Below are 22447 nucleotides of genomic sequence, written 5' to 3'. Positions count from 1 at the left end.
GAGACTTCGGGCCGACGCGAAAGCCAAAATGCTTCATGGCAAGCGCCGAAAAGCGTGCGCGTTGCCATTGTGATGTCCTTTCGGCACGCGCCGCGGCGCTTTCAGCCCGCCGCGTCCGCGCCGCCCAACCGCATCCGGTAGTCCACCAGGAGCTGCTGCTGTGCTTCGAGCTGCGCGGCCAGCTTCGTGAGGTCCGCGCGGAGCGAGTCGCGAGCCTCGCGCGCCTGGAGCAGCTCGGCTGCCCGCGCATCGGCTGCCGACTGCGCTGCGTCGCGCTCGGCCTCGGCGCGCGCCCGATCGGTGAGCGCACGATTGAGGGCGGACTGCAGCGCCTCGCCATGTGCCTGCTGATCGCGTGCGAGCCGGGTCGTGGCCGTCGTTTCTGCGACGAGCCGCGCGTTGTCCCGGTTCAGCTGTGTGATCTCGTTCTGCCGGACGATGGCCGTCTGGTTCGCCTGGCGTAGCTCAGCCTGCACCTGCTGGACCTGCTGCTCATGTCGGTGCGCTTCCTGTTCGCGCTGCTCGCGCGCGGCCGTACGGAAGTGCTCAAGCGCATCGCGCGCATGCACGAGCCTGGCCTCAAGCGACAGGCGGAAGCCTTCCTGCTCGGCAAGGCGCTCGGTCTGGTCGCCTACCTGCTGGGTGAGCCGCTCGACGTCCAGGTCGCGCTGATGCAACGCCACGCGAGTCCCGGCGTGCGCTTCCTGCTCCGCGCAAAGGGCGGCGGTCGCGCCAGAGAGCTGCTCCCGCACCGTGGCCAGCTCAGCGCCGAGCCTTGCGATTTCGGACTGCGCCTGCTGGCGCTGCGCGGCCGCAGCGGCGGCCTGCTGGTCGACGAGGGCTTGTGCTTCTTCATGCAGGCGGGCCGCGAGCCGGGCCGCCAGATCCTGGATCGCGTCCGAGAGCGACCCGGCGCGTGTCAGTGACGCGCCCTCATCTTCTTCCAGTTCCCTCAGGTAGCGGTGGATCGTGGTTTTCGAGCCCGTGTTGCCGAGCGCGATACGTATCGCGTCGATCGATGCGTGCTGCCCCTGTGCCAGCAGGGCATCGCGGGCGCGCTTCACGTCCATGCGCGTAAGACCGGTGCGGGCCATCTGCTTCCTCGCTCGAATATCGTACTGTATTACGTACCATGTATATACGTATCGTAACTGCCGGTCAAGTGAAGCCATCAATGGCGTTTGTTGGTATGCAATAAAGGCGGATTATCGAATGTGATGGTCCGAATCCGGCTTGTTCCGCCGCCAACCGGTACGAAACATGGAAATTGACGATCTCCGGGGGATTGCTGGTCAAATTGGGATGTCGCAACCCGGAGCGTGGACCACAAGCGTTTGATGTGTATAATTCAATTGTTTTATACACATTTACGAGGCGCGCCATGCGTACCAATATCGAGATCGACGACCGGTTGATGGCCGAAGCGCTTGCCGCAACGGGCATCCGGACCAAACGTGAAGCGGTCGAGCTTGGCCTGAAAACGATCATCCGGCTCAAGCAGCAGGAGCAGATTCGCCAGTTCCGCGGCAAATTACCGTGGGAAGGCGACCTGGATGCCATGAGGCGCGACCAGTGATACTCGTCGATTCAAGCGTGTGGATCGACTACTTCCGGGGGCTGGCTTCACCCCAAGCCAGCCGACTGGATGCCCTGCTGGGCCGGGAGGTGCTGGTCACCGGCGACCTGATCGTCGCCGAGGTGCTACAGGGATTTGCCGCCGAGTCGGCGTTCAATACTGCCCGGCAGCTGATGACGACGCGATTCGATGTCGTCTCGCTGGTGGGGCCGGATAACGCCATTCAGGCGGCCCGGAATTACCGCATCTTGCGAGCGCAGGGCGTAACGATCCGCAAAACCATCGATACGCTGATCGCGACGTGGTGCATTGAAAACGGTGCGCCGCTGCTCTTCAGCGACCGGGATTTCGATCCGTTCGTCGAGCACCTCGGTCTTCAGTCTGCAATGCGCGACGACTAACGTGCCGGTGACAGCAAACAGCAAGAAACGATACGGAATACGAATTCACCACCGGTTTCAGGCCAACTGGAGCTGGATATCTTCTCCGGGCGTGCGGACCTGATAGCCCATTGCCCGGTAGCCGCGCTGGCGTTTCTCCCACATGCGCTGCAACACCGGATGGCCGCCATCCACATAATCGATCACCCGTACGCCGGTCTTGCCCGCATGCTCGCGGTGCAGCCGGCCGGCGTACTGCTGCAGCGTGCCCCTCCACGCAACCGGCATGGCCAGCACCAGCGTGTCCAGCGCCGGATGGTCGAAGCCTTCACCTACGAGCCTGCCAGTCGCCAGCACCACGCGGGGCGTGTCACCGGCCAGCGCGTCAAGGGCAGCCAGCTGTGCCACCCGCGCTTTCCGGCCGAGGCGGCCGTGCAGCACGAACAGCGGTTGTACCGTGTCTTGCAGCATCTGCTGCAGGCTTTCGAGATGGTCCGTCCGCTCGGTGAGTACCAGCACGTTCCGCCCCTGCCCGTACTGTTCATGTACAGCCGCCGCGATCATCTGCGTGCGCGGGGTGTCCTGCGCGAGCTGAGCGAACACCGCCTGGATTGGCGCGTCGGCCGCGACGTCCACTGCGGAGGTGAGCCTTTGCGGGAAGACCTCAAGCACCTGCGGCGCGCCAGCGGGCGATTTCGCCGCATGCCGGATCGGTCCACACAGCATGAACATCACCGGTTGCTGGCTGTCGCGCCGCACCGGCGTCGCCGTCAGGCCGAGCACGTAGCGTGCATTGACGCCCTTTAGCACGGCCTCGAAGGAATCCGCGGAGATGTGATGACATTCATCGACGATGACATGGCCGTAACGCCGCAACAGCTCGCCGCGAGCACCATCGGGTGCCACGGATTGCAGCATCGCGACATCGATCCGGCCCGTCGCCTTCGACTTGCCACCGCCGATCGTGCCGATCGCGCGCGCGTCGAGTGCGAGAAACGACTGCAGGCGCTCGCGCCACTGGTCAAGCAGCTCCCGGCGGTGCACAAGCACGAGCGTGTTGACGCCTCGCTGCGCGATCATCGCGGCCGCCGTCACGGTCTTGCCGAACGCCGTCGGCGCATGCAGGATGCCGGTGTCGTGTCGCAGCAGGTCGGTGACGGCCGCCTGCTGGTCATCGCGCAACGTGCCGGCAAACGGAACTGCAAGCGGCTCGCCGGTGCAGCGCTCGTCGCGGACGTCGCAGGCGATGTCGTTATCGCGCAGTAGCGTCATGACGTCGTCAAGGCATCCGCGCGGCAATGCAATGTGGCGCGGGCAGTTCTCGGCGCGCCCAATGATGCGTGGCTTGTCCCATACGCTGAAGCCGCGCGCCTGGGCCCGGTAGAACTCCGGATTCTGGAAGGCGGCCAGCCGGATGAGCCGGTTGAGCAGTGCCTGCGGAAGCTGCGCCTTTTCAAGATAAAGCTGGTTCGCGAGCGTCAGTGTGAGCGACGCCGGCATCGTTCCGGCCAGCCGCTTCGGCTGCGCGGGTGCTGGCTTCCACGGTTCGGCCTGGTCCTCCTCGGCGATGAACGCGACGTCGAGCGGGTGCGCACCGCCCGTGGCGCGAAAGATCACCCCCTCGATGTCGCGGCTGTCCATGGTTTGCACGGACGCGAGATACGACCACTGATCAGCGTACGGCTGAAAGCCGTCATCGACAAACACGCTCCAGCCATGCTCGCGCGGGTGCTTCTGCAGCGGCAGGGCAATGAGGTTACCGAAGCCGCCTTTGGGCAGCACATCCTGGTTCGGGAAGAGCCGGTCATAGGACGTCAGTTCGAGCTGACGGGTCCGGGTACAGGTGTGGCTGATGATGGCTGAGCCCATCCGTCGCGCGTCACGTGCAGCAACGGCCGACGAGAAGAAGATCCACGCGTGAGCGCCGTTGCCTGAACGCGAGATTTCGAGCGATACGGGCACGTCCATCTCGAGGCAGGATTGCCGGAACGCCTGCGCATCTTCACGCCAGCCTTCCTCGTCGAAGTCGACAGCGAGCAGGTAGCAGGTGCCGTCCGGCATCAGCGGATAGAGGCCCACTGTGCGATCGCCGGCCAGGTGCGCATAGACGACCTGGTCGTCCAGCGTCAGCAGTACACGATGCCCGCAGTCGGCGCACCGGATGCGGGGCTTTTCGCAGATCCCGGCGCGCCATTCGTTGGCGCACGCCGGCGCGTAGCCGGATTTTCCGGAGTTGCGGCTTTCCCAGCGTAGCGGATAGACATCCGTGCGGCCGCGAAACAGCCGCCGGAAAAGTTGTACCTTCTGCTCAGGCGAAAGTACGGGGGCGCCCGTGCTTCGCACTGCTGGCGATGGCGTGCTCCGGGTCACCCGCACGGGCTTTGCCTGCGCCGGCAGCAAGGCGGTGAGCCGCGCGATTTCGGCCTGCAGGCGGGTGAGTTCCGCGAGCAGTTCCTCGCGCGTGGAATTTTCCCAGTCTGCCTGTAGCACATTGCCTTCGTTCATTGCTTCACCGGCCGAAACCCTGGCTCCCATCGAGCACGCCGGCTGGCGCACACGTTCGTTGTTGCATATCATCGTCTCCGATACAGATCACCTGATTTTACCCACGAGCCATGTCTGCCATCGATCGCTACGTCGAAGCCGCGACGCGCGAAAACACCCGGCGCAGTTACCAGTCGGCACTCCGGCATTTCGAGGTTGAATGGGGCGGCTTTCTGCCCGCGAGCGCTGACATGATCGCGCGGTACCTTGCCGATCACGCAGAAACCCTGTCTATCAATACCCTGCGCTCGCGGCTTGCAGCGCTCGCGCAATGGCATCAGACGCAGGGTTTTCCGGATCCGACGAAGGCACCGCATGTACGCAAGGTTCTCAGAGGCATCGTTGCGCTGCATCCCGCAACCGAGAAGCGGGCGAAGCCCATGCAGCTCGCGCAGCTCGAAAAGCTCACAGCCTGGCTCGATGAGCAGATCGCCAGGGAAGCAGACGAGCGCGAGCGCCTCGCGTGCATTCGCAACCGGGCCCTGGTGCTGCTGGGCTTCTGGCGCGGCTTTCGCTCCGACGAACTCAGTCGGCTGCGGATCGAGCACGTAGCCGTTGAGGCGGGCCGCGGCATGACACTGTACCTGCCGCGCACGAAAGGCGACCGCGGGCAGCTGGGCACGACCTTCAAGGCCCCGGCGCTTTCACGCCTGTGTCCGGTGACGGCTTACGAGGCGTGGATTGCGGCGTCCGGCCTGACGGAGGGGCCCGTGTTCCGGGGCATTGACCGCTGGGGAAACATCAGCGACGAGGGACTGCATGCGGGCAGCTTCGTGCCGCTGTTGCGTGCGCTTTTCCAGGCGGCAGGCCTGGCCGCGCCGGACAGCTACAGCAGCCATTCGCTACGGCGGGGCTTCGCAACGTGGGCCAACTCGAACGGCTGGGATCTGAAAATGCTGATGCAGTACGTGGGCTGGAAAGACGTGCGCTCTGCGATGCGCTACATTGACACCGCCGATCCGTTCGCGCAACACCGCATCGAATCGGCACTCGCAACGCCAGGTACGACCGTGCAGGAGCTACCCGTCATCGCATTGCCTGCGCCATAACCGCTGGATCGAGGCGTTACTCCATATCTCGTGACGGGGTAATCGTCCTTTTCGTGCAAAATCTGGCGCTTCCTCCTAGACGCCTTTAGCGGCAAGGCTCAGCGGGCGATCCAGACGACTATCGGCAGGCTTGGCGGCGACCTGCGGTAACCTAGCCGCCGGCGATTTCGAATCGCCCTCCGAAGGGAGGCAAGCCATGCCGGGACTGGCGTTTCGCTATGTGGGGCAGCATCGTCTGCCCTCGAGGTTGTCGGAATTCGATGTCGAACGCTACCTCGCGCTGACTGATAGCGACATCGCCGCGCTTAACGAGCGTTTCCGGAGCGATCGGCGCGCTGGCGCTGCCATTCAGTTGGTGTTTCTGCGCGCAAGCGGACGCACGCTCGATCATGTTGGCACCCTCCCACGTCAGTTGCTGCGCTACATCTGCGAACGGCTCAGCTTGCCCATTCCGACGATCGCCTCGTTGCGCACGCTGTACCAGCGCTACAAGACGCAATACGATCATCAGGTTTGGGCCTGCGAATACCTCGGGCTGACGTCGCATGGCCAGGGCCAGCTGGTCGACGTTGCTGCATGGATGGAGCAGGATGCCGCCGAGACTCTCTCAATGGATGATCTGATCCAGCATGTCCACCACTGGCTCTACGAACGTCGCATCCTGATTCCGGCGGAACGGAAGTTGCGTGATCTTGCGCGATCGATCTGGGCAGAGGTCGAGCGCGACCTGCTCGCACTGATCGAGGCGGCCGTGCCGAAAGCGCAGCGCGTGCGCGCCGATGCGCTTCTTTCCGCACGGCATGGCAGTTCGGGCATGACGATACTGGAATGGCTCAAGACTCCGCCCGCTCGACACAGTCCGTCCACCATCACCGAAACACTTGCGAAAATCCGCCTCCTGAAGGACCTCGGCGTGCACGAATGGCAGCTGGATGTCGTACCGATCGAAAAGCAGCGAGCGTACGCGCAGCGCGTCCAGGCTCGCCGTCCTGCGAAAGTACGCGAACTTAAGGAGTCGACCCGCACGATCGAGTTGATCTTTTTCCTGCATGTCACTCTGCTCGAGCTGACGGACGCGCTACTTTATCAAACGGGGCGCCGGGTTTCTGACCTCGTGCGGCAGGCTTACGACCGCACGACCGTTCGGCAGGCACACTCCGCTGTTGAATACCGGCAGCAACTGGTCGAGATCAAGGCGCTGGTTCGGGATAGCAGGCGTACGGCGCAAGAAAGGCTCGACGATATAGACAAGCTGCTTGCGAATCTCGCAGACAAGCCGCCTGCAAGTCACGCAGCGAGCGTTCGCGAAGCGCTGACCGACGATCACCACCGCATCCGAAATCTGATGGGGCCGTTACGTGAGCTAGGCTTCGTGGGCCGCGAAGCGGATCCGAGTCTCCGACAGCTCAAGCTTGTCGGCACATTGCGTGACAGCGGCGTAACCGAATTGCCGCTCGACTGCGATGTGCCGGTCAGCGCGGCCTGGCGCGATCTAGTCAAGGGCGACGATCGGACGCGAGCGTTGCGGGCGCTGGAGGCATCCGCAATCACGGGTCTGCGCAAGGGGCTTCGCCGCGGCTCGGTCTGGGTCAACCACAACCTGTCGTTCCGTGAGCGCGATCAGTTGCTGATCCCGCACGCGCAGTGGGAACGCGATCACAACCGCTATCTTTCCTCGCTCGGGTTGCCGGGAACCGCGGATCCGTTCCTCGAACGGCTGACGGAACACCTGAAGGCCGCGCTGGCGCCCCTGGAGGAAGCACGAGAAGCAGGCCGCGTCACGATCGGCCCCGACCGCGCGCTGCATCTCTCAGCACTCGAAGCGTTGCCAATAGATGGGATACCTAAACGTACACGGGATCTGATATTCAACGAGATCGGTACCGCGCAGTTCGCCGACATGATCATGGAGATGGATGCCCACACCGGCTTCAGCGAAGTGCTCCTGGCACGCAAGGCACGAGATGCGAACGAACTCGTCTCGCTGTACGCTGCGTTGATCGCGCACGGCACGGACCTGGACGCCACGAACGTCGCGGCCATGATCCCGAAACTGGACCCGGCGCATATTTCGACGGCAATGCGTCTCCTTGAGATGCCCGGGCGGCTGTCGCGTGCGAATGACCGCGTGGTGGAATTCCAGCGCACGCATCCGATTACGGAACTCTGGGGCTCTGGACGGCAGGCATCAAGCGACTCCATGAGCCTCGATACGTCACCGCACCTCTTTTATGCGCGGGTCGATCCGCGACGTCGCACCCATGCGGTGGGCATGTACACGCACGTTCTGGACCAGCACGGCATTGTCTATAACCAACCCATCGTGCTGAACGAACGCCAGGCTGGAGTAGCGATCGAGGGCGTGACCTGCCACAACGAGAACCGTGACGATGGCGGATTACAGCGGCTTTGTGTAGACACGCATGGATACACGAACGTAGGGATGACAGTGTCGAAGCTGCTTGGTTTTGACCTTTGTCCTCGTCTGCGCAACCTCTCAGAACGCAAACTGCATCTGCCCAGAGGCATGGTCGCACCCGCGGGGCTGGCAGCCATCGCCGCCAACGAGGTGTCCATCAAGGCGATTCGTGATAGCTGGGACGGACTGCTGCGTGTCGTCGCATCGATTCTTGCTGGCCGCGTGAGCACGATAGTCGCTTTACAGCGGTTCGGAAGCGCGGCACAGGGCGATCCTGTGCACCGGGCGGCAAACCACCTCGGCAGGCTACTGCGCACGCTATTCCTGTGTGATTACTTCAGCAACGTGGAGTTTCGGCGCGAGATGCATACGTTGCATAACCGGGGAGAATCGGTTCATCAGTTGCAGCGCGCGATCTACACCGGCAAGGTCGCGCCAGAGCGCGGACGGCGCCGCGATGAAATGATCGCGATATCCGGCTCGTTGACGCTGCTGACAAACGTGGTGATTGCGTGGAATACGCAGCGTATGCAGGCGACCCTTGACGGTTGGCGTAGCAAAGGTCAAGGCATTGGCGACGACTGGTTGCGCCGGCTGGGGCCGGCGCACTTCGCGCACGTAAATTTCCGGGGGACGATGAGCTTTCCGATCGAACGCTATCGGGAGATGCTGCTGGATGCGGCGCCTTGGCGGCGCACGGCCAGATTGTGAGGCGGGCCCACGAAGGAGCGGTGATGAACATGCGTTGAGGCCGTTATCTCCTAGCGGAATGCGATCGAACAGCGAACCCGGAAGACGCACGTCTCGCCGCCGAGGCCACACGCCACTACGCAGCGTCAACGGGGAAAGGCGGGCGCATGAATCGCCAGATCCTGCTTCAAAGAGATGAGGTCCGGAAGATAAAGCGACTTTCTGTTCTTCATCGCTTCATTCTACCCCCGCTACTGCGTCAACCTGACAGAGCCAAAATGCCGTATAGGACTGCCAGTAGACTTTGCGATTTTTCTCGAGGTTTCAATGAAAGTTGGATGCACCACAAAACCACACCGCTACCAGACCCGTAAACTTTTTATACCTGAGACAGAATTGCCTCGCTCCCCGTCCACAAAGATTCACTCAGTGTTTCGAATGAGACGCCCCGATGGCCACTACTTTGCTGTCGATCATACGATTCGGCATTTAACTGTATCAACACTGTTCGATAAAATATTTTAAGTAATCTCATTCTTGGGCTCGACAAGTCAAATGAAGCACACTTGCAACGATTATAAGCGATCCGAATGCTGCCCGCAGAGAAATGACTTCCCCCCAAATCAAATAATCAAAAATGGTTGCCCATACAATGCTGAGATAACCAAATGAGGCGATGATTGGAGTGGTAAGACCTGCGATTGCTACGGTTAGCATAAGTTGCGCAACACCGGCAGTCAGTCCAAATAGAAACATGGACCCGAAATCTCTTAGACCTGGCTTTACCCAAGCGACAGCAAGTGACATCCCACAAACAATCGTTGCTATTACTGTATAATACAGAACAATCGCCGCAGGCGCCTCGGATCGGGAGAGTTTCTTGACTTGGATGACCGAACCGGCGCTGAACATAGCACTCAGCAAAATTAAGATTATCCCGAGCGGCGACGAGCCGCCGCCGGTGAACGGTGAGCAAACCACAGCCACTCCGACGAATCCGCACATCGATGCTATCGCAGTAGGTAAACGAAAGCGCTCGGCCAAGAAAACGATACCGAAGAAACAGACGAAGATTGCTTCTGTCTCCTTCAGCGTCACAGCGGTTGATAACGGTAGATATGGTAGGCCGGCAATGAAAAATCCAACCGCGCCAAGCCCTGTGACGGCTCTAAGTAAATGGCCAGCTAAGCGATGAATCGTCAGTTCCTTCCATTCAATGCGGCGAGTTCTGAACGCGAAAGCAGCGGGAACTAGTCCGAAAAGCATCCGGAAAAACATCATCTCGTTTGCCGGATATTTTGTCGAAATTGGCCTTGCAATCGCATAGCTCACCGTGAAGAGAAGAATCGCCGAGAACATCAGTACCATTCCATGCAGCTTTATAGTCCGTGTACTGGAACGCTGGTTCTTTGTCGTCAACATATTTAGAATCCTATCCTGACAGCTCATATGATACTTGCATGACAAACCGCGATTCAAACTGATAAACAGCAAAATGCGGAGTTTCGAAGCGAATGCTCGACGTGGGTAGTAACGACGGCAAGACGGCGAATATCCGGGCTATCGTCTACTGGGTTAGCAGTTTCGGGATGGACCAAGCACAGATTCAGCTCAGCTTCGCATAGCTTCGGGCAGCTCTGTCTCAACGAACGACGTCCTAACTGTAGTATCGGCCTTTTCGACATGGCAATGGGCGCCACATCGTGCACTGTCTTGATTCGTCAAATCGTGCACGCTCGAATCATGTACGCCTAGGTCATCTGCATGCATCTTTCGTACCATGTAGGACTGAGCACTCGAAATCCCGGATAAACTGGGGTTTTGACGTATTTCGCGAACTCGCGTCGGAAGACATCGGCGGCGTCGAATTCCCGACAAGACGGCGTGCGGTTTGTCGCAAGCAGTACTTTCGGACCTCTTCTTGACGCGCGATTGAGCCCGCGGCAGCGCTCCGTCGATCACCGAGCATATCGCCCTTCGGATGCATCGCGAGGATCAGTGGTCGAGTTGGGAGAGGCAAGACCATCTGTGAAATTGCAACGGCAGGATTTGAGCCATTGCAAACCCACGTCTTCATCCGACCGGTCAAGCATATGGTGCGGCCACAGCCGCGATTACCTTGGCGACGTAGCAAGCCGCCCGCGGTTCGAGATGAAGCTCGCGCCCAAAGTAGCTACCTCGTACCTACGCGTCCAACATCAGCGAAATTTCTGTACTTGTAGCCTTTCCGCATAGACGACCTGGCAGCGATGGTTGAACGCATTGCCGTGCGAGCGCCTTGCGAACTCGAATCTGACTGGAGGTACTGGTTCTTTCATATTCGCGACATGCACCGCGCTCGGCGATGAATCGCATCTCGTTCTTCTTTCTGAATTAAGACGGTAGATAAGCAGGTTAAGCTCTTTGCGCGATTGGCGCGTTCGTTGCTTACGGTTATCACGCCAACGCAGAACTACCGATTGGTGTTCAACGGTGCGTGACGTCACCATATGGTGGCGTCACAGAAAACGTTTGTCTCTTTGAGCGGAGAGGAAATGTCATTAAGATTCCCAGTTTCAATCATCGGTGCCGGACACTGCGGATGTGCGTTCGCGGCCGATTTGGCCAGTCGTGGATTTGAAGTCCTCCTTTACGGGCATCCCAATCATCGTCGTAATATTGACGCCATCCGGGCGAAAGGTAGCTTGATCGCTAGCATGGCGATAACAGGTGAGTTTTATCCAACGGTAACCACTAATATCAATGAGGCGGTGGAGTTTTCGCGCTTTCTCGTGGTTGCCATTCCGGCATACGCGCATGACGACCTCATTGAGAATCTAAAAAAATTCGATTTGAGTCGTCATATAATTATTGTCAATAATGCAAATTTTTTTGCTCCAATGGGTTCAAAGGAGCTGAACCCGCAAGCAATTTTTGAGACCAACGCTTCCCCCTATGCGTCATCGGCCAAAGATGGAGAAATTCGAATCACTGGCATCAAGAATAATTTGCCGATTGCTGCGTTTTCAAACGACATTGACGATAAACAGTTATCACAAATCACGGCAATTTTCCCGAAAAAACTCGTGTGGTGGGATAACATTTTTGCAATTGGAATGCAATCGAATAATGGTGTCATCCATCCTGTTGGCGGTATTTTAAATACGGGTTGGATAGAAAGCACAAAAGGAGATTTTTTCTTCTATCGCGACGGAATCTCACCCTCCGTGGGAAGAGTGGTCGAAGATGTGGACAATGAACGCTTGAGGATCGGGGAAGCCCTCGGTTTTCGGCTGCAGACAGTCCTTGAAGAAATGGTGGGCTTCTACGGCGGAAAATGTGCTAGCTTCTCGGAGTTCGCGTCTCAATCTAAAGTCCATAACTCGGCGAAATCTAAAACGCCTAGCCATATGGAAAATAGGTATATATGCGAGGATGTTCCGTACATCTTGGTCCCGTGGCACGAACTCGGCGCAAGAATGGGAATAGAGTCTCCGACAATCAAAGCTGTGGTGCAAATCGCTTCCTCCATCAACGGTGTCAACTATTTTCAAAATGGCCGCAATCTGAAGCGCCTCGGCGTAGATCACATGTCGAAGGCGGAGCTTTTGCAGTTTGTGGACAACGCGACCTTTCGATTCCCCGTTAGAAGCGACTGAATTCATAGACTAATCCGGTATCGCAGAGTAAATCCATCAACGCCAAGAGAGATGGCCTCGCTCGTTCGGACAGTGTTCTGAGATTTATAAGGCAGTATGACTTCATATGGGCGCCTCCCAATTTGTGAAGGTTTTCGCGTGCTGTGACGGATGAGGCGGTTGCGCCTTTATATCCGTACATGGACTCCCGCCTATGAGCAAGATCGGTGTGCATTTTGAAGGTCTCGACTGCGTCCGTACATTCGGCTTTTGATGTGCCTGCGATTCAGCACGAGCCATCATGGAAGTTTGCGCGCTTGCCTCTCATCGGCCTCTTGGCTTCATAAAGCAGCCGCCGGATATATCAGACTCTGCAAGCGCCGGTCCGACCGGTTCGCCATGCTTGCTGCTTCTTGCGCAATCGTGGTTCGAGTGAAGGTAGGTACTGAAGTGCGTTACAGGAAAGCTACGCCAACTTGAACTGTCATTGCTCGTCAATATTGCCCACGCTATTCGCGCCGTCGGCTCTGTCAGGTTGACGCAGTAGCGGGGGTAGAATGAAGCGATGAAGAACAGAAAGTCGCTTTATCACGGTCACCGCTTCCCTGCCATCGTCATCAGCTGCGCGGTTCGCTGGTATTTCCGGTTCAGCCTGAGCCTGCGCGATATCGAGGAGTTGTTGCTTGAGCGTGGTGTCGTCGTCACGTACGAAACAATCCGTTGCTGGTGCGACAAGTTCGGCGCTGGATTCGCCCAGTGTGCAAAGGGGGCGCGGCGCAAGCGGGGCAGCACATGGCATCTGGATGAGATGTTCGTGACGCTGCGCGGGGAGCCGTATCTGCTGTGGCGCGCGGTCGATGAGCATGGCACTGAACTCGACGTTCTGGTGCAAAAACGACGCGACAAGGCCGCGGCCAGGCGCTTCTTCCGGCGGATGCTGCGATCAAACCCGGTGCCGCGCAGGATCGTCACTGACCAGCTACGCAGCTATCCGGCAGCGAAGGCCGAGATTCCAGAGCTCGCCCACGCGAAGCACGTTTTCGTCAAGGCGGGTGCACGCGTGAACAACCGCGCCGAGAACAGCCACCAGCCGACCCGCAGACGCGAACGCCAAATGCTCGGCTTTCGCGATGCGCGTCGCGCTCAGGCGTTTCTCTCACGGTTCGGCCCGATCCGGCAGCACTCCAGACATCGAATGAAAGCGGCAAGTCATCGTTCCGCACTCCAGGCGCGCCTCTCAACATGGTACGGTTGGACTGGAACTGTCTCAATCGGTAAGGCTATTTCATAAGGATAACTACCGTTACTGCTGCGCGTCAGTCTACGTTCGTCAACTTGACAAAGCCCTGACTCGAAATCCCCTGGTCGGATAGGACGCCTACCAATCCCCCACAATACTCCTCAATGACATTCCTACCATCGTCATAAGATTCCTCAGAAAATCCGTTACCCAGGTTTCGCGACATGCTCCTATGGGAGGTGAAACCTCCGCCCCGTCCCCTATCATCGTCTCGTCGCGAGTATGGCCGCCGCCTTATGACGGCTCGTCAAGTACACTAAGCTCCGCGAGCGTTACCGGCTTTAGCGGCGGGCGCACGCGTTGAAAACCCACCGCAGCGACGGAGCGACATTGGGCAGATGCAAGCAGATTCGCAACGGTGTACCCGCATTGACGCCCCTGACAAGGGCCCATGCCCGCACGAGTAAACGCTTTTAGCTGATTCGGACCCGGCTGGCCGAGCCGTGCGGTCAGCCGCACGTCCCGAGCGGTTACCTCTTCACAGCGACAAACGATGGTCTCGTCAGCGGGCGTGAAAATTTCATCGCGCGGCCGGTAAACCGAATCGAGGAGCGGCCGCATCGCCAGTTCGTGTCGGAGCCGACGGCGCAGCGGCGCCCCGACCTCGTTTGCTCGTTCGATAGAGAGTATGCCCAGAGACAGCGCGACGCCGACGGCAGAGAGTTCGCCGCGTGTGTAGGCAGCTTTCGCGCCGCCGACTCCAGCGCCGTCGCCGGCGACATACAGGCCGGTTATACTACTCTTGCCCCACGTATCGACCTCGGGCTCGAAGCAAAGTTGCGCGTCGTTCCATCGATGACTGCATCCCATAGCCTGAGTGAAATGGATGGACGGCACGACCCCCTCGTGTACCAGAAGAACGTTTGCGGCCACCTCGCCCTCAAGGCCACTCTCGGTGCGATAGGCGATTTGTTCAAGGTGGCCGATGCCGAACACGCGAAGGCCATTGACGTTTCGAACGATAGGAAAGCTCTTGCCGCGCAATCGCGCGGACCACAATAGTCCTTTAAGGAGGTCATGCCATCCGCTCATTGCTCCACGTAGCGCTGGAATGCCCCTCCGGATACCGCCGCTCGGAGTCGTATCGAGCCAGCCTCCAATCCTGCCGCCGGCATCGAGCAGCTGGTTCATATAGAGCAGTGGCAATGGACCGCTACCCGCTATCCAAACGGGTTGATCAGGTATCTGACGAGCGTTTTTGTGCAGAATCTGCGCTGCCCCGACGGTCATCACACCCGGCAGTGTCCAACCTGGAAAGGGCATAGGCCTTTCCTGTGCGCCTGTCGCTAGCAAGACATGGCGAGCCCGAATATTTTCGGCGCCACCTGCGCGGCTCAAGAAGACTATCCAGTCATTGGACGCGACCGGCTTTCCCAGGTCAGCCACCCGCTCGATTTGCCACACGCGTGTGTCAGGTAGGTACTGCGCACCGCATTCGCGGAATTTCCGTACGACCGCCACGCCGTCGTTGTACGCCGCGCCTAACTCTCGATGGCCGCCCCTTCGGATGTTGTCCTCGACGGCACGCCAAATTTGACCGCCTGGAGCAGGTTGCTCATCGACGACGATCGTGGTCATACCAAGACATGCAGAACGTATCGCTGCACTCATGCCGGCAGGGCCAGCACCGACAATCAGAATGTCGTAAGTCTGCATTACACATCCCCCTCGCCACAGGGCAGTTTGGTACCACCGTCGTTAGACTTCGCTGCCGCATGACCGAGATCGCGGCGCCCGTGTTGACGTTCGATGCACATTCCGTCACGAACAGTGACCAGACATGTCTGCGTGGACGCTATACCATCGACAATGGCAAGACATTCAAAGCACACGCCCATCATACAAAAAGGTCCGCGTGGACTGCCGCTTCGCGGCGTAGTGCGAGATACGGGATTCTTCTCGCGCACGAGGACCGCCGCCACAGGCTCGCCGCGCTCCGCGCTCACACGCCTGCCGTCGATCCAAACGGTGACCACCGCGTCTTCGGCGGGACTAGATAACTTTCGAAACATCGAAGCGCCTATGATGGAAAAATTCGAAGTTTTCTGGCAGTGCATCGCGGGAGAGCGCATCGGCAACAGGTCCCGCGTGAACCGCCGCTAGGGTGATTCCTGAGTGACACAGCGCGACCCATGCACCAGGATACATCGAAGATTGCGCGTACACAGGATGCTCGTCGGGGGTGATAATGCGCAGACACGCCCAATGTCTAACAAGCCTGGCCAACGCGAGGTCCGGCAAAATCCGCAGCGCACGCCTGGTCATCCTTGCTGCGGTAAAAGTAGTGGTCCCAAGGTCCATGCCAACTTCCTCATGGCTCACGCCTATCATTACTGTACCGTCACGCGTCTGACGAATCCCACTCGCAGGAAGACGTAGAATAGAGTCGAGTCGCTCCGTCACGAGCAGCTGACCGCGTTGTGGGCGCAACGGGATATCCAGTCCCACCATTGCTCCCAGGCTTGTCGAACCAAGCCCAGCTGCGATGATCAATTGCTCCGTTTCGAAACAGCGCGGACCATCCGGGGTTCGAACGTGAACACGAAAGCTCCCGTCAAGAACTGGCTCAATATGTGACACGGTATGGTTGCCAACCAAACTGCCGCCACGTAACTCGATGGCTTGCTGTAGCGCCCGCAGAAGGTTGAGCGGATTGCAATGGCCATCGGCAGCGCCAATACCTGCACCCACCACTTCCGCCCCGAGCCGGGTTCCAGGTAGCAGCCTTTCTAATGCAGAGCGATCAATCATGTGCGAACACGGGTCGGCGTTGGGGCTTTGCGCGTTCCAGTTCGCGAGGAACTTCGCTTCCTCTTCATAATCCGCGTCACTCAGGCAAAAGTGCAAGCAGCCGTCGTTTTCGTATTCAACATCGATGCCAGTTTCTTCACGCAGATCGGTTGCGAATCCTTCCCAAAGAGCAACGCTCTCACGTGACAGCTGTTGGTAACGAGGCGCGCCGTACCCCTTTCCGTATGAACCGACAAGACCGAAGTTCGCTTTCGACGCGCGCGGGTCGCTATCCCCCCCGTCGAGTACAAGCACGCGCTTCCCGCGCGGCAGCATTCCATACGCCAATGCGCAGCCGACAACACCGCCGCCAACGATGACGACGTCATGGTTCTCGCGTATCACTCCCGCCTCTTTTACTGAGTAATTTTCGTTAACTCTATGATCGTCACGGCAAGGCGTCAAAGTCGGATTCGACGCATAGGGTATTCTCAGCGGTTATTGCCCCTCGTTCCACGCCGCGGACCGCCCCCGCGAAGGCTCGTGAGCAAAAGGACAAACATCACGCGTATTTTTATGTTGTTTGACGAAGTAGCTGCAATTCGGAGAGCCACGTCGAGCGTCGAGCAGCGTTCCAGCCTGGCACAGGAACTACGGTATATTTTAGATTGGGATAAATCGCGCGAACCACCAATATAGGTAAAAAGGCAATCTTGCCTCCGTGACGGACCCTCAATCTGCGCAGAAAATTTCGATATTAAGCACAACCGACGAAAAGGCATGTGGCTATTGCGACGCCGCGGGGCAACTAGCTCCACAACATGAGTCCGCGAGCACGCAACCCACAGCCGCGACGTGCTACTTAGGCTCACCCTGAGTTATGCAATCTGCCAAAATGTATGTCAGGCAAATCTATCACTGGAGAGTATCATCGGATTCCTAACGCCAGCGTCTGGCGCAAAAAGCGACAGCGAAGAGAAGTACAACGCCGAAACGCGGATTCCAAACAACAGCTAATTTTGAGCTCGCGCTGCGAGGTACTCGATGACGGGCTGGTGCGATTTTGCCGTTGCGCGACATCATGCGAAACTTGGCGACGCCCCTTTCTTCATCCTTGCGGACCACTAGGCACCAAACACTTCTACTCGCGCCTCCTCGGCCACCGCTTTGGCACATCGCTCGTACTCATGTACCAGCTCGATATTTTTTGCCGATCTCGCATGACAGAAGTGAAAATATTCGGGAATGTCGGGTTTGAATCGCCTGATATCCAAACGATCTTGCATGTCGATAACAGACAACGGGTGCACCAATGAGACACCTAGTCCTGCCGAGACGAATTCACACAAGGTTGGTGTGGTCTCGCTTTCTAACACGACGTTCAGGTCAACCCCATACGCACGGATAGCGTCATTGAAAGCATTGGTCGTCCGGTTATCGGCAGCATATCCGATAAAAGGGACTCCCCCTAGATGTTCCGGTGTCAGGAATTTTCGCCTGCTCAAAGGGTGTCCTTTCGGCATGATGCACACCAACGGACTCTCCATGATAGGTGTCACCACGGAATTTGGGCTGCTCATCAGGCTTGTGGTGAATCCGACGTCCATCTGACGCGTGGCGACGCGATCCGACACAATGTTGGACGGTCGCATATGGATCGTTGGACGAACGTCTGGACACTTGGAGAGAAACATCATCGTCGCTCGCTTGATGAATGAGCCGGATAGCTCCGGAAGCACTCCAATGGCAAAGTGGCTCAATTCCTTTCGCTGGATGATTGCGATAGCCTCTTCGATTTGCCTCAGGCCTGCAAACACGCGATCGACTTCACCGTACAAGCGCATGCCTTGCGCGGTCGCAGTAAGTCGGCCTTTGACCCTCTCGAATAATACAAGACCCGTCTCCTCCTCGAGATGGACTAGCAGTTTGCTGACAGCAGGCTGAGTCACGTGAAGGACCTCGGCCGCTCGACTCACCGTACCTTGTTCGATGAGAGCCTTAAAAGCCTCTATCTGCCGTAATTGAAGTTGTCTTTTCATATGCCGACGCTTTCACGATCTCGGGTGCACTCGCCAGCGAATAGGCCAACTCTTACTCGCCGTCGCAGTCGTGCACCAACACGAACCGGCGTTGGGCAACAATGCCAACGCCAGATCACACCTTATAACCCGACATTATAGGCTCCGCCGCACAATGTCGGACGCTACAGGTCGTGGTCAGGAGAGCGTGCGTGAATCGTCTCCCAGAGAACGCACCCAGCGACGGGTCAATAAAACCGGGTACGCCTCTCCGTGGCGGATCGATCGCGCCATAGGGGCGACATAGCGGCGTTCCCGCGATTCCCTTTGTAGCCGAAGAGAATCGTTGACGTGCAGGGGCATGCGATCAAAGCCGCGGAGTTTGGCATCTCCGGCGTGCCGGATGGCATCAGTGGCCCGGACCGCGGTTACAGCGCTTTCCGCCGCGCCACCGTGCAAAGTTCATTGATTGTCACGAGAATGAGGCCGTCGCGACGCACGGTTTAGGCGGAAATTAGCCACGACAAGTTACATCCGAGCGCCGGTTCGAGGCCGAGATCCACCAAATTCTGCGTATCCTTCGATGCTCGAGGAGTCGCTGAACTCAGCATTAAACAGCTAGCGGCCTGGGAACAAATGAACCTGCGTTAGGCATTTTGTCAACCCGCGCATGTCACCTTGTCTAGCTTCCGAAAAGGCCCTGACCACGATGTCCTGCTGCTCGCAAGTTGCAACGAAACGAGTCGCCTGTCGAAACTTTTCCTCAAGTTCGCCCCACGGAAGCCCGTGGTCCTTGGGGAAGGTTACCGGGGAAAAAAACCGCTGCGCGCCGCATGTGACTGTGACCCGTGCAGGCAGCATGCCGGTCTCCGTATAGATCCTGTCCAGTTCCGTACTCAGGGACAACTCCACTTTGTGCGAAAGCGCGGTGACAGCGGGATCGTTCAGCACGGAGCCTGTCAACGGCAACAGTGCTTGGTGGCCGTAGTGCGCGACCAACGCAAGACAATAGGGATGGCTATACTGAACATCCATTACATCTTGAGGTTCTGTCCAGTTCGAGATGCGCAAGGCCGGACCGTATGTTTCGACCTGAATGCTGTCCATAGTCTGGGCCGTTAATCCATGCTCTTCGATCAGGCCAATTAGTGCGTCAAGTGCACCATGCAGGTGTCTGCAGCAGCAATATGGCTTGAAGCCCGTAGTCCGAATATACTGGTAGGAGCCGAGATCAAGATCGCTTGGGAAATTATAGTAGCGTGTCGCGTCCAGAATATTGCGGGCACCGTGAAACCCGTTCTGCGCTGTTGCGAGAGACTCCAGGCCGGTGACAACAGCCCACGTTATTCCCTCCTTGACATGATTGGGTGCTGGATGCGGGTTTCGAGGAGCGGGAGCACTCGCCAACGATTGGTTAGGCGCACTTTCTCCAGCAATCGCGAGTGCGTGTTCAATTACCTCCCGGGACGATCCCCGAAGCGCCGCAGCCGTTGCGACGACTGCGTAAGGCGCCCAGGTGCCAGTGCTCCCGTAGGCTCGCGCCGCGCTAATCGCTGTACCGACTTCATACCCGATGACGATCGCGTTTAACAGGTCCCTCAAGCTGGCGTTTGTCTCTTGAGCAACAGCGATCGCGGCAGGAATGACCGCGGCGCCAGGATGGCCCCGAGATGCTGGCGTGTCGTCGTCCAGATCCAGCGCTGAGCCCGCAGCACTATTCGCCCACGCAGCGCCGATGACGGAACTCGTCTCCCCAGTGAACCAGACAGGAATATTGCCAGCAGGTCGCGTTTCGTGGGCCGTCTTTCGAATCGCAATGGGCCCGGTATGCCCAATTCCAGCTCCAACAGCACCAAGCAGATCCAAAACGCATTTGAGTGCGAATTCGAGCGACTCGTCCGGAGCAGGATTGTCCCTTGCCTTGGCAATGTAAGCCGAAAACTTTTGGACGATTCCGCCTTGAGGGTAACGGTCGTCACTGGTTACTGTACTCGTCATCTTGCCTCGATAATCTCAATTGAAGTTCAGCAGTTGATATTCGGTGCCAGGTGGGCGGTCCTTCTCGACAACCCAGGGTGGCTCGATTTGAGATTGAGCGTGGGGGCGCGCGCACGCGCCAATACCCAGCTTCCTTTCAAAATCCGATACCGAGAGCGTCTCTGAAGCTACGCTGTCCAATGCTATCGGATAGCATCACAAGTTGGTCAGGTCATATCCGATCTATCATCCTCCCGGTATCTCCCATCGAATTGACAGCTCATTCATTCAGTCAGGAATCATGTCATGATGATCAATGGGCTGCGGGCGTAGCAGAAGTCCCGAATGTGCGACCATCGCGCTTCCGCGGACTAATACGCCTTTCTATGATTAATACAGTTCTGCTAATTAGAAAATTAATGCCGAGATATATGCATCCAGCTATAATGAATATCTCTACCGGAAGGTAGCTGTTAGAGATGAGTTGCTTTGCGACCCCGGTCAATTCGACAACCGTGATTGTTGACGCGAGCGACGTGGACTTAACCATAATCATAAGCTCGCTGCCGTACGCCGGCAGCGCTTGCCTCATCGCAATGGGGAAGACAATTCTGCGAAATACCAGGAGGTTTGACATCCCGACAGCGCGAGCTGCTTCAATTTGGCCCCAAGGTACCGATTGGACGCCGCCACGGATAATTTCGCTAGTATATGCTGCGGTGTTTAAGGAAAGTGCCAAGATCGCACAGAACCACGCATCACGAAATAGCGTCCACAGACCAACGCTTTCCAGGGCAATCCGAAATTGTCCTGATCCGTAATAAATCAGAAACATCTGGACCAGAAGCGGCGTGGACCGCACCACATAGACGTACCCGTAACCGAGTGAAGCCAGGAACCTATTTCCCGAGAGGCGAGCCAAAGCAATCGGGACCGCAAGAAGGAATCCGACAAAGAGTGACACTGAAGCCAGCGCGATCGTTGCGGGAGCCGCAGCAAGAAGCTTGGGAAGTGAATCGAATATCAGTTGAAAATCCATCACCGGCTCCTTACGCCGCGGTTAGCCCACTTCTCTGCTCTCAGAAATCCCCGGTTAGAGATTGAAGAGAGGACAAGAAAAATCACGAATGCAGCCAGATAAAACGTGAACGGCTCCTTGAATGATCCGGCTCCGATCGCAGCCGTGCGCATGATTTCCACGAGCCCGACGACAGAAATAAGTGACGTGTCTTTGAGTGCCAGTTGCCAAACATTTCCAAGACCGGGCAACGCGAACCTGGCCGCCTGTGGGATAAGAATCCGACGGAACAGGACCGGCCGCGGCATTCCCATTGCCACTGCGGCCTCGATCTGCCCCGCCGGAATAGCCATGACCGCCGCCCGAATGACCTCTGTCGCATAGGCTCCGGCACTGACGCCGATGCACAGAATACCGACTGTGAATACGGGTAATTCGATATATCCGGAAAACCCAAAAACGGCATTTGTCACGTAACGGAGTAGTGTGCTGCCGCCAAAAAACACCAGAAAGATAATCAGCAGTTCTGGAATGCCGCGCACGACCGTCGTATAGACGTCAGCCATAAAACGCAGTGACCCGAAGCGAGAAAGTTTAGCCGCCGCGAAGGCCGAGCCGAGCAAAACACCTACGGTAAATGAACATATTGCAACGGTGACCGTCATGAACGTCCCACGCGCGAATTCGACAATCCACGCTGAACTTCCCCCTAAAATCACTGAAATATCCACGTCTACTCCTCTTCACGTTGGGTTCGGGGATGCCTAACAGGCTGTTGAAAAGCGCCCCGTCATGACGACCGAAGCTATGTTCAGGAGGCTTGCGCGTGCGATTTCGCGATGAATTACCGGTTCGCCGCGCAATCTGCGCGCGGCATGCGCACGCATGCAGCCCTTGTAGCGCGCAGTCTTCGCGCCGTGGCGGCTCATCGCGTCGCTCCTTGCGGCACCACCCCTGGCATTCGGGCCATGCGGGTCAGATTGCTCGCAACCATCGTCAGCATGAAGTGCTGGTCGACGCGCTTGATGCCGCGATAGACCGTCTGCCGGATCCGTCCGATGGTCTTGCCCCAGCCGAAATGCTCTTCGATTCGTTTGCGGATGATCTGGCTAATCCGGTAGCCCGCATG

Annotated in this window: 17 protein-coding genes; 6 read left to right on the top strand and 11 right to left on the bottom strand. The window is 58.1% G+C overall.

All coding sequences use genetic code 11. From position 1 onward, the window contains the following. Positions 1-101: 101 nt before the first annotated feature. Entirely contained in the window at positions 102-1094 is a 993-nt protein-coding gene (locus tag AB3X98_RS41155; protein WP_368606982.1) for a DNA-binding protein, read from the bottom strand. Positions 1095-1381: 287 nt separating this feature from the next. Between AB3X98_RS41155 and AB3X98_RS41150 the strand changes: the two genes are divergently transcribed. Together AB3X98_RS41150 and AB3X98_RS41145 are read left to right on the top strand one after the other, a co-directional pair. Beyond that, the gene (locus AB3X98_RS41150) at positions 1382-1576 is read left to right on the top strand and encodes a type II toxin-antitoxin system VapB family antitoxin (RefSeq protein WP_028215418.1); all 195 of its coding nucleotides are present in this window, start codon (positions 1382-1384) and stop codon (positions 1574-1576) included. Further along, a complete protein-coding gene (locus AB3X98_RS41145; protein WP_027820332.1) occupies positions 1573-1977 on the top strand; it encodes a PIN domain nuclease in 405 nt (134 codons plus the stop codon). Before AB3X98_RS41150 ends, AB3X98_RS41145 begins: the two co-directional genes overlap by 4 nt. 57 nt (positions 1978-2034) lie before the next feature. Here the strand turns inward: AB3X98_RS41145 and AB3X98_RS41140 are convergent, their stop codons facing one another. Continuing rightward, positions 2035-4461: a DEAD/DEAH box helicase family protein gene (locus AB3X98_RS41140; RefSeq protein WP_368606983.1), complete on the bottom strand. Its 2427-nt coding sequence runs from the start codon at positions 4459-4461 to the stop codon at positions 2035-2037. 110 nt (positions 4462-4571) lie between these two features. On the opposite strand from AB3X98_RS41140, the gene AB3X98_RS41135 reads away from it, so the two are divergent. Continuing rightward, a complete protein-coding gene (locus tag AB3X98_RS41135) occupies positions 4572-5549 on the top strand; it encodes a site-specific integrase (protein ID WP_368606984.1) in 978 nt (325 codons plus the stop codon). Between the two features lie 196 nt (positions 5550-5745). Continuing rightward, positions 5746-8679, top strand: a complete 2934-nt coding sequence (locus AB3X98_RS41130) for a Tn3 family transposase (protein ID WP_368606985.1) — start codon at positions 5746-5748, stop codon at positions 8677-8679. Between the two features lie 510 nt (positions 8680-9189). On the opposite strand, the gene AB3X98_RS41125 is transcribed toward AB3X98_RS41130, so the two are convergent. After that, positions 9190-10080: a DMT family transporter gene (locus AB3X98_RS41125; RefSeq protein ID WP_368610442.1), complete on the bottom strand. Its 891-nt coding sequence runs from the start codon at positions 10078-10080 to the stop codon at positions 9190-9192. Positions 10081-11192: 1112 nt separating this feature from the next. Between AB3X98_RS41125 and AB3X98_RS41120 the strand changes: the two genes are divergently transcribed. Continuing rightward, positions 11193-12296, top strand: a complete 1104-nt coding sequence (locus tag AB3X98_RS41120; RefSeq protein WP_368606987.1) for an NAD/NADP octopine/nopaline dehydrogenase family protein — start codon at positions 11193-11195, stop codon at positions 12294-12296. Between the two features lie 544 nt (positions 12297-12840). Then, positions 12841-13566: an IS6 family transposase gene (locus tag AB3X98_RS41115; RefSeq protein ID WP_368606988.1), complete on the top strand. Its 726-nt coding sequence runs from the start codon at positions 12841-12843 to the stop codon at positions 13564-13566. Positions 13567-13809: 243 nt separating this feature from the next. On the opposite strand, the gene AB3X98_RS41110 is transcribed toward AB3X98_RS41115, so the two are convergent. The 8 genes from AB3X98_RS41110 to AB3X98_RS41075 all read right to left on the bottom strand — a co-directional run. Further along, the gene (locus AB3X98_RS41110; RefSeq protein ID WP_368606989.1) at positions 13810-15231 is read right to left on the bottom strand and encodes an FAD-dependent oxidoreductase; all 1422 of its coding nucleotides are present in this window, start codon (positions 15229-15231) and stop codon (positions 13810-13812) included. Beyond that, positions 15231-15587 carry a (2Fe-2S)-binding protein gene (locus tag AB3X98_RS41105; protein WP_368610441.1) on the bottom strand — a complete coding sequence of 119 codons (357 nt, stop codon included), beginning with the start codon at positions 15585-15587 and terminating at the stop codon, positions 15231-15233. The genes AB3X98_RS41110 and AB3X98_RS41105 overlap by 1 nt, the downstream gene beginning before the upstream one ends. Then, positions 15568-16710, bottom strand: a complete 1143-nt coding sequence (locus AB3X98_RS41100; protein WP_368606991.1) for an NAD(P)/FAD-dependent oxidoreductase — start codon at positions 16708-16710, stop codon at positions 15568-15570. The genes AB3X98_RS41105 and AB3X98_RS41100 overlap by 20 nt, the downstream gene beginning before the upstream one ends. Before the next feature lie 719 nt (positions 16711-17429). After that, positions 17430-18344, bottom strand: a complete 915-nt coding sequence (locus AB3X98_RS41095) for a LysR substrate-binding domain-containing protein (protein ID WP_368606992.1) — start codon at positions 18342-18344, stop codon at positions 17430-17432. A 597-nt stretch (positions 18345-18941) separates the two neighbouring features. Continuing rightward, positions 18942-20321, bottom strand: a complete 1380-nt coding sequence (locus AB3X98_RS41090) for an MmgE/PrpD family protein (protein WP_368606993.1) — start codon at positions 20319-20321, stop codon at positions 18942-18944. Between the two features lie 292 nt (positions 20322-20613). Beyond that, positions 20614-21339, bottom strand: coding sequence for an ABC transporter permease (locus AB3X98_RS41085; RefSeq protein WP_368606994.1), 726 nt, complete (start codon positions 21337-21339; stop codon positions 20614-20616). Beyond that, positions 21339-22049, bottom strand: coding sequence for an ABC transporter permease (locus AB3X98_RS41080; RefSeq protein WP_368606995.1), 711 nt, complete (start codon positions 22047-22049; stop codon positions 21339-21341). The genes AB3X98_RS41085 and AB3X98_RS41080 overlap by 1 nt, the downstream gene beginning before the upstream one ends. A 194-nt stretch (positions 22050-22243) precedes the next feature. Further along, positions 22244-22447: transposase (locus tag AB3X98_RS41075; RefSeq protein ID WP_368606996.1), on the bottom strand; the 204-nt coding region annotated here is incomplete at its 5' end.

Origin of the sequence: Paraburkholderia sp. BR14312, from assembly GCF_040948675.1 — a bacterium.
Classification (GTDB): Bacteria; Pseudomonadota; Gammaproteobacteria; order Burkholderiales; family Burkholderiaceae; genus Paraburkholderia; species Paraburkholderia nodosa_A.
Note: the sequence above shows the minus strand (reverse complement) of the source record. Positions and strands in the feature narration are given on the sequence as shown.

Coding starts and splice junctions, on each gene's coding strand:
- AB3X98_RS41155 (WP_368606982.1), bottom strand. CDS start 1,094: ATGGCCCGCACCGGTCTTACGCGCATGGACGTGAAGCGCGCCCGCGAT.
- AB3X98_RS41150 (WP_028215418.1), top strand. CDS start 1,382: ATGCGTACCAATATCGAGATCGACGACCGGTTGATGGCCGAAGCGCTT.
- AB3X98_RS41140 (WP_368606983.1), bottom strand. CDS start 4,461: ATGAACGAAGGCAATGTGCTACAGGCAGACTGGGAAAATTCCACGCGC.
- AB3X98_RS41135 (WP_368606984.1), top strand. CDS start 4,572: ATGTCTGCCATCGATCGCTACGTCGAAGCCGCGACGCGCGAAAACACC.
- AB3X98_RS41130 (WP_368606985.1), top strand. CDS start 5,746: ATGCCGGGACTGGCGTTTCGCTATGTGGGGCAGCATCGTCTGCCCTCG.
- AB3X98_RS41125 (WP_368610442.1), bottom strand. CDS start 10,080: ATGTTGACGACAAAGAACCAGCGTTCCAGTACACGGACTATAAAGCTG.
- AB3X98_RS41120 (WP_368606987.1), top strand. CDS start 11,193: ATGTCATTAAGATTCCCAGTTTCAATCATCGGTGCCGGACACTGCGGA.
- AB3X98_RS41115 (WP_368606988.1), top strand. CDS start 12,841: ATGAAGAACAGAAAGTCGCTTTATCACGGTCACCGCTTCCCTGCCATC.
- AB3X98_RS41110 (WP_368606989.1), bottom strand. CDS start 15,231: ATGCAGACTTACGACATTCTGATTGTCGGTGCTGGCCCTGCCGGCATG.
- AB3X98_RS41105 (WP_368610441.1), bottom strand. CDS start 15,587: ATGTTTCGAAAGTTATCTAGTCCCGCCGAAGACGCGGTGGTCACCGTT.
- AB3X98_RS41095 (WP_368606992.1), bottom strand. CDS start 18,344: ATGAAAAGACAACTTCAATTACGGCAGATAGAGGCTTTTAAGGCTCTC.
- AB3X98_RS41090 (WP_368606993.1), bottom strand. CDS start 20,321: ATGACGAGTACAGTAACCAGTGACGACCGTTACCCTCAAGGCGGAATC.
- AB3X98_RS41085 (WP_368606994.1), bottom strand. CDS start 21,339: ATGGATTTTCAACTGATATTCGATTCACTTCCCAAGCTTCTTGCTGCG.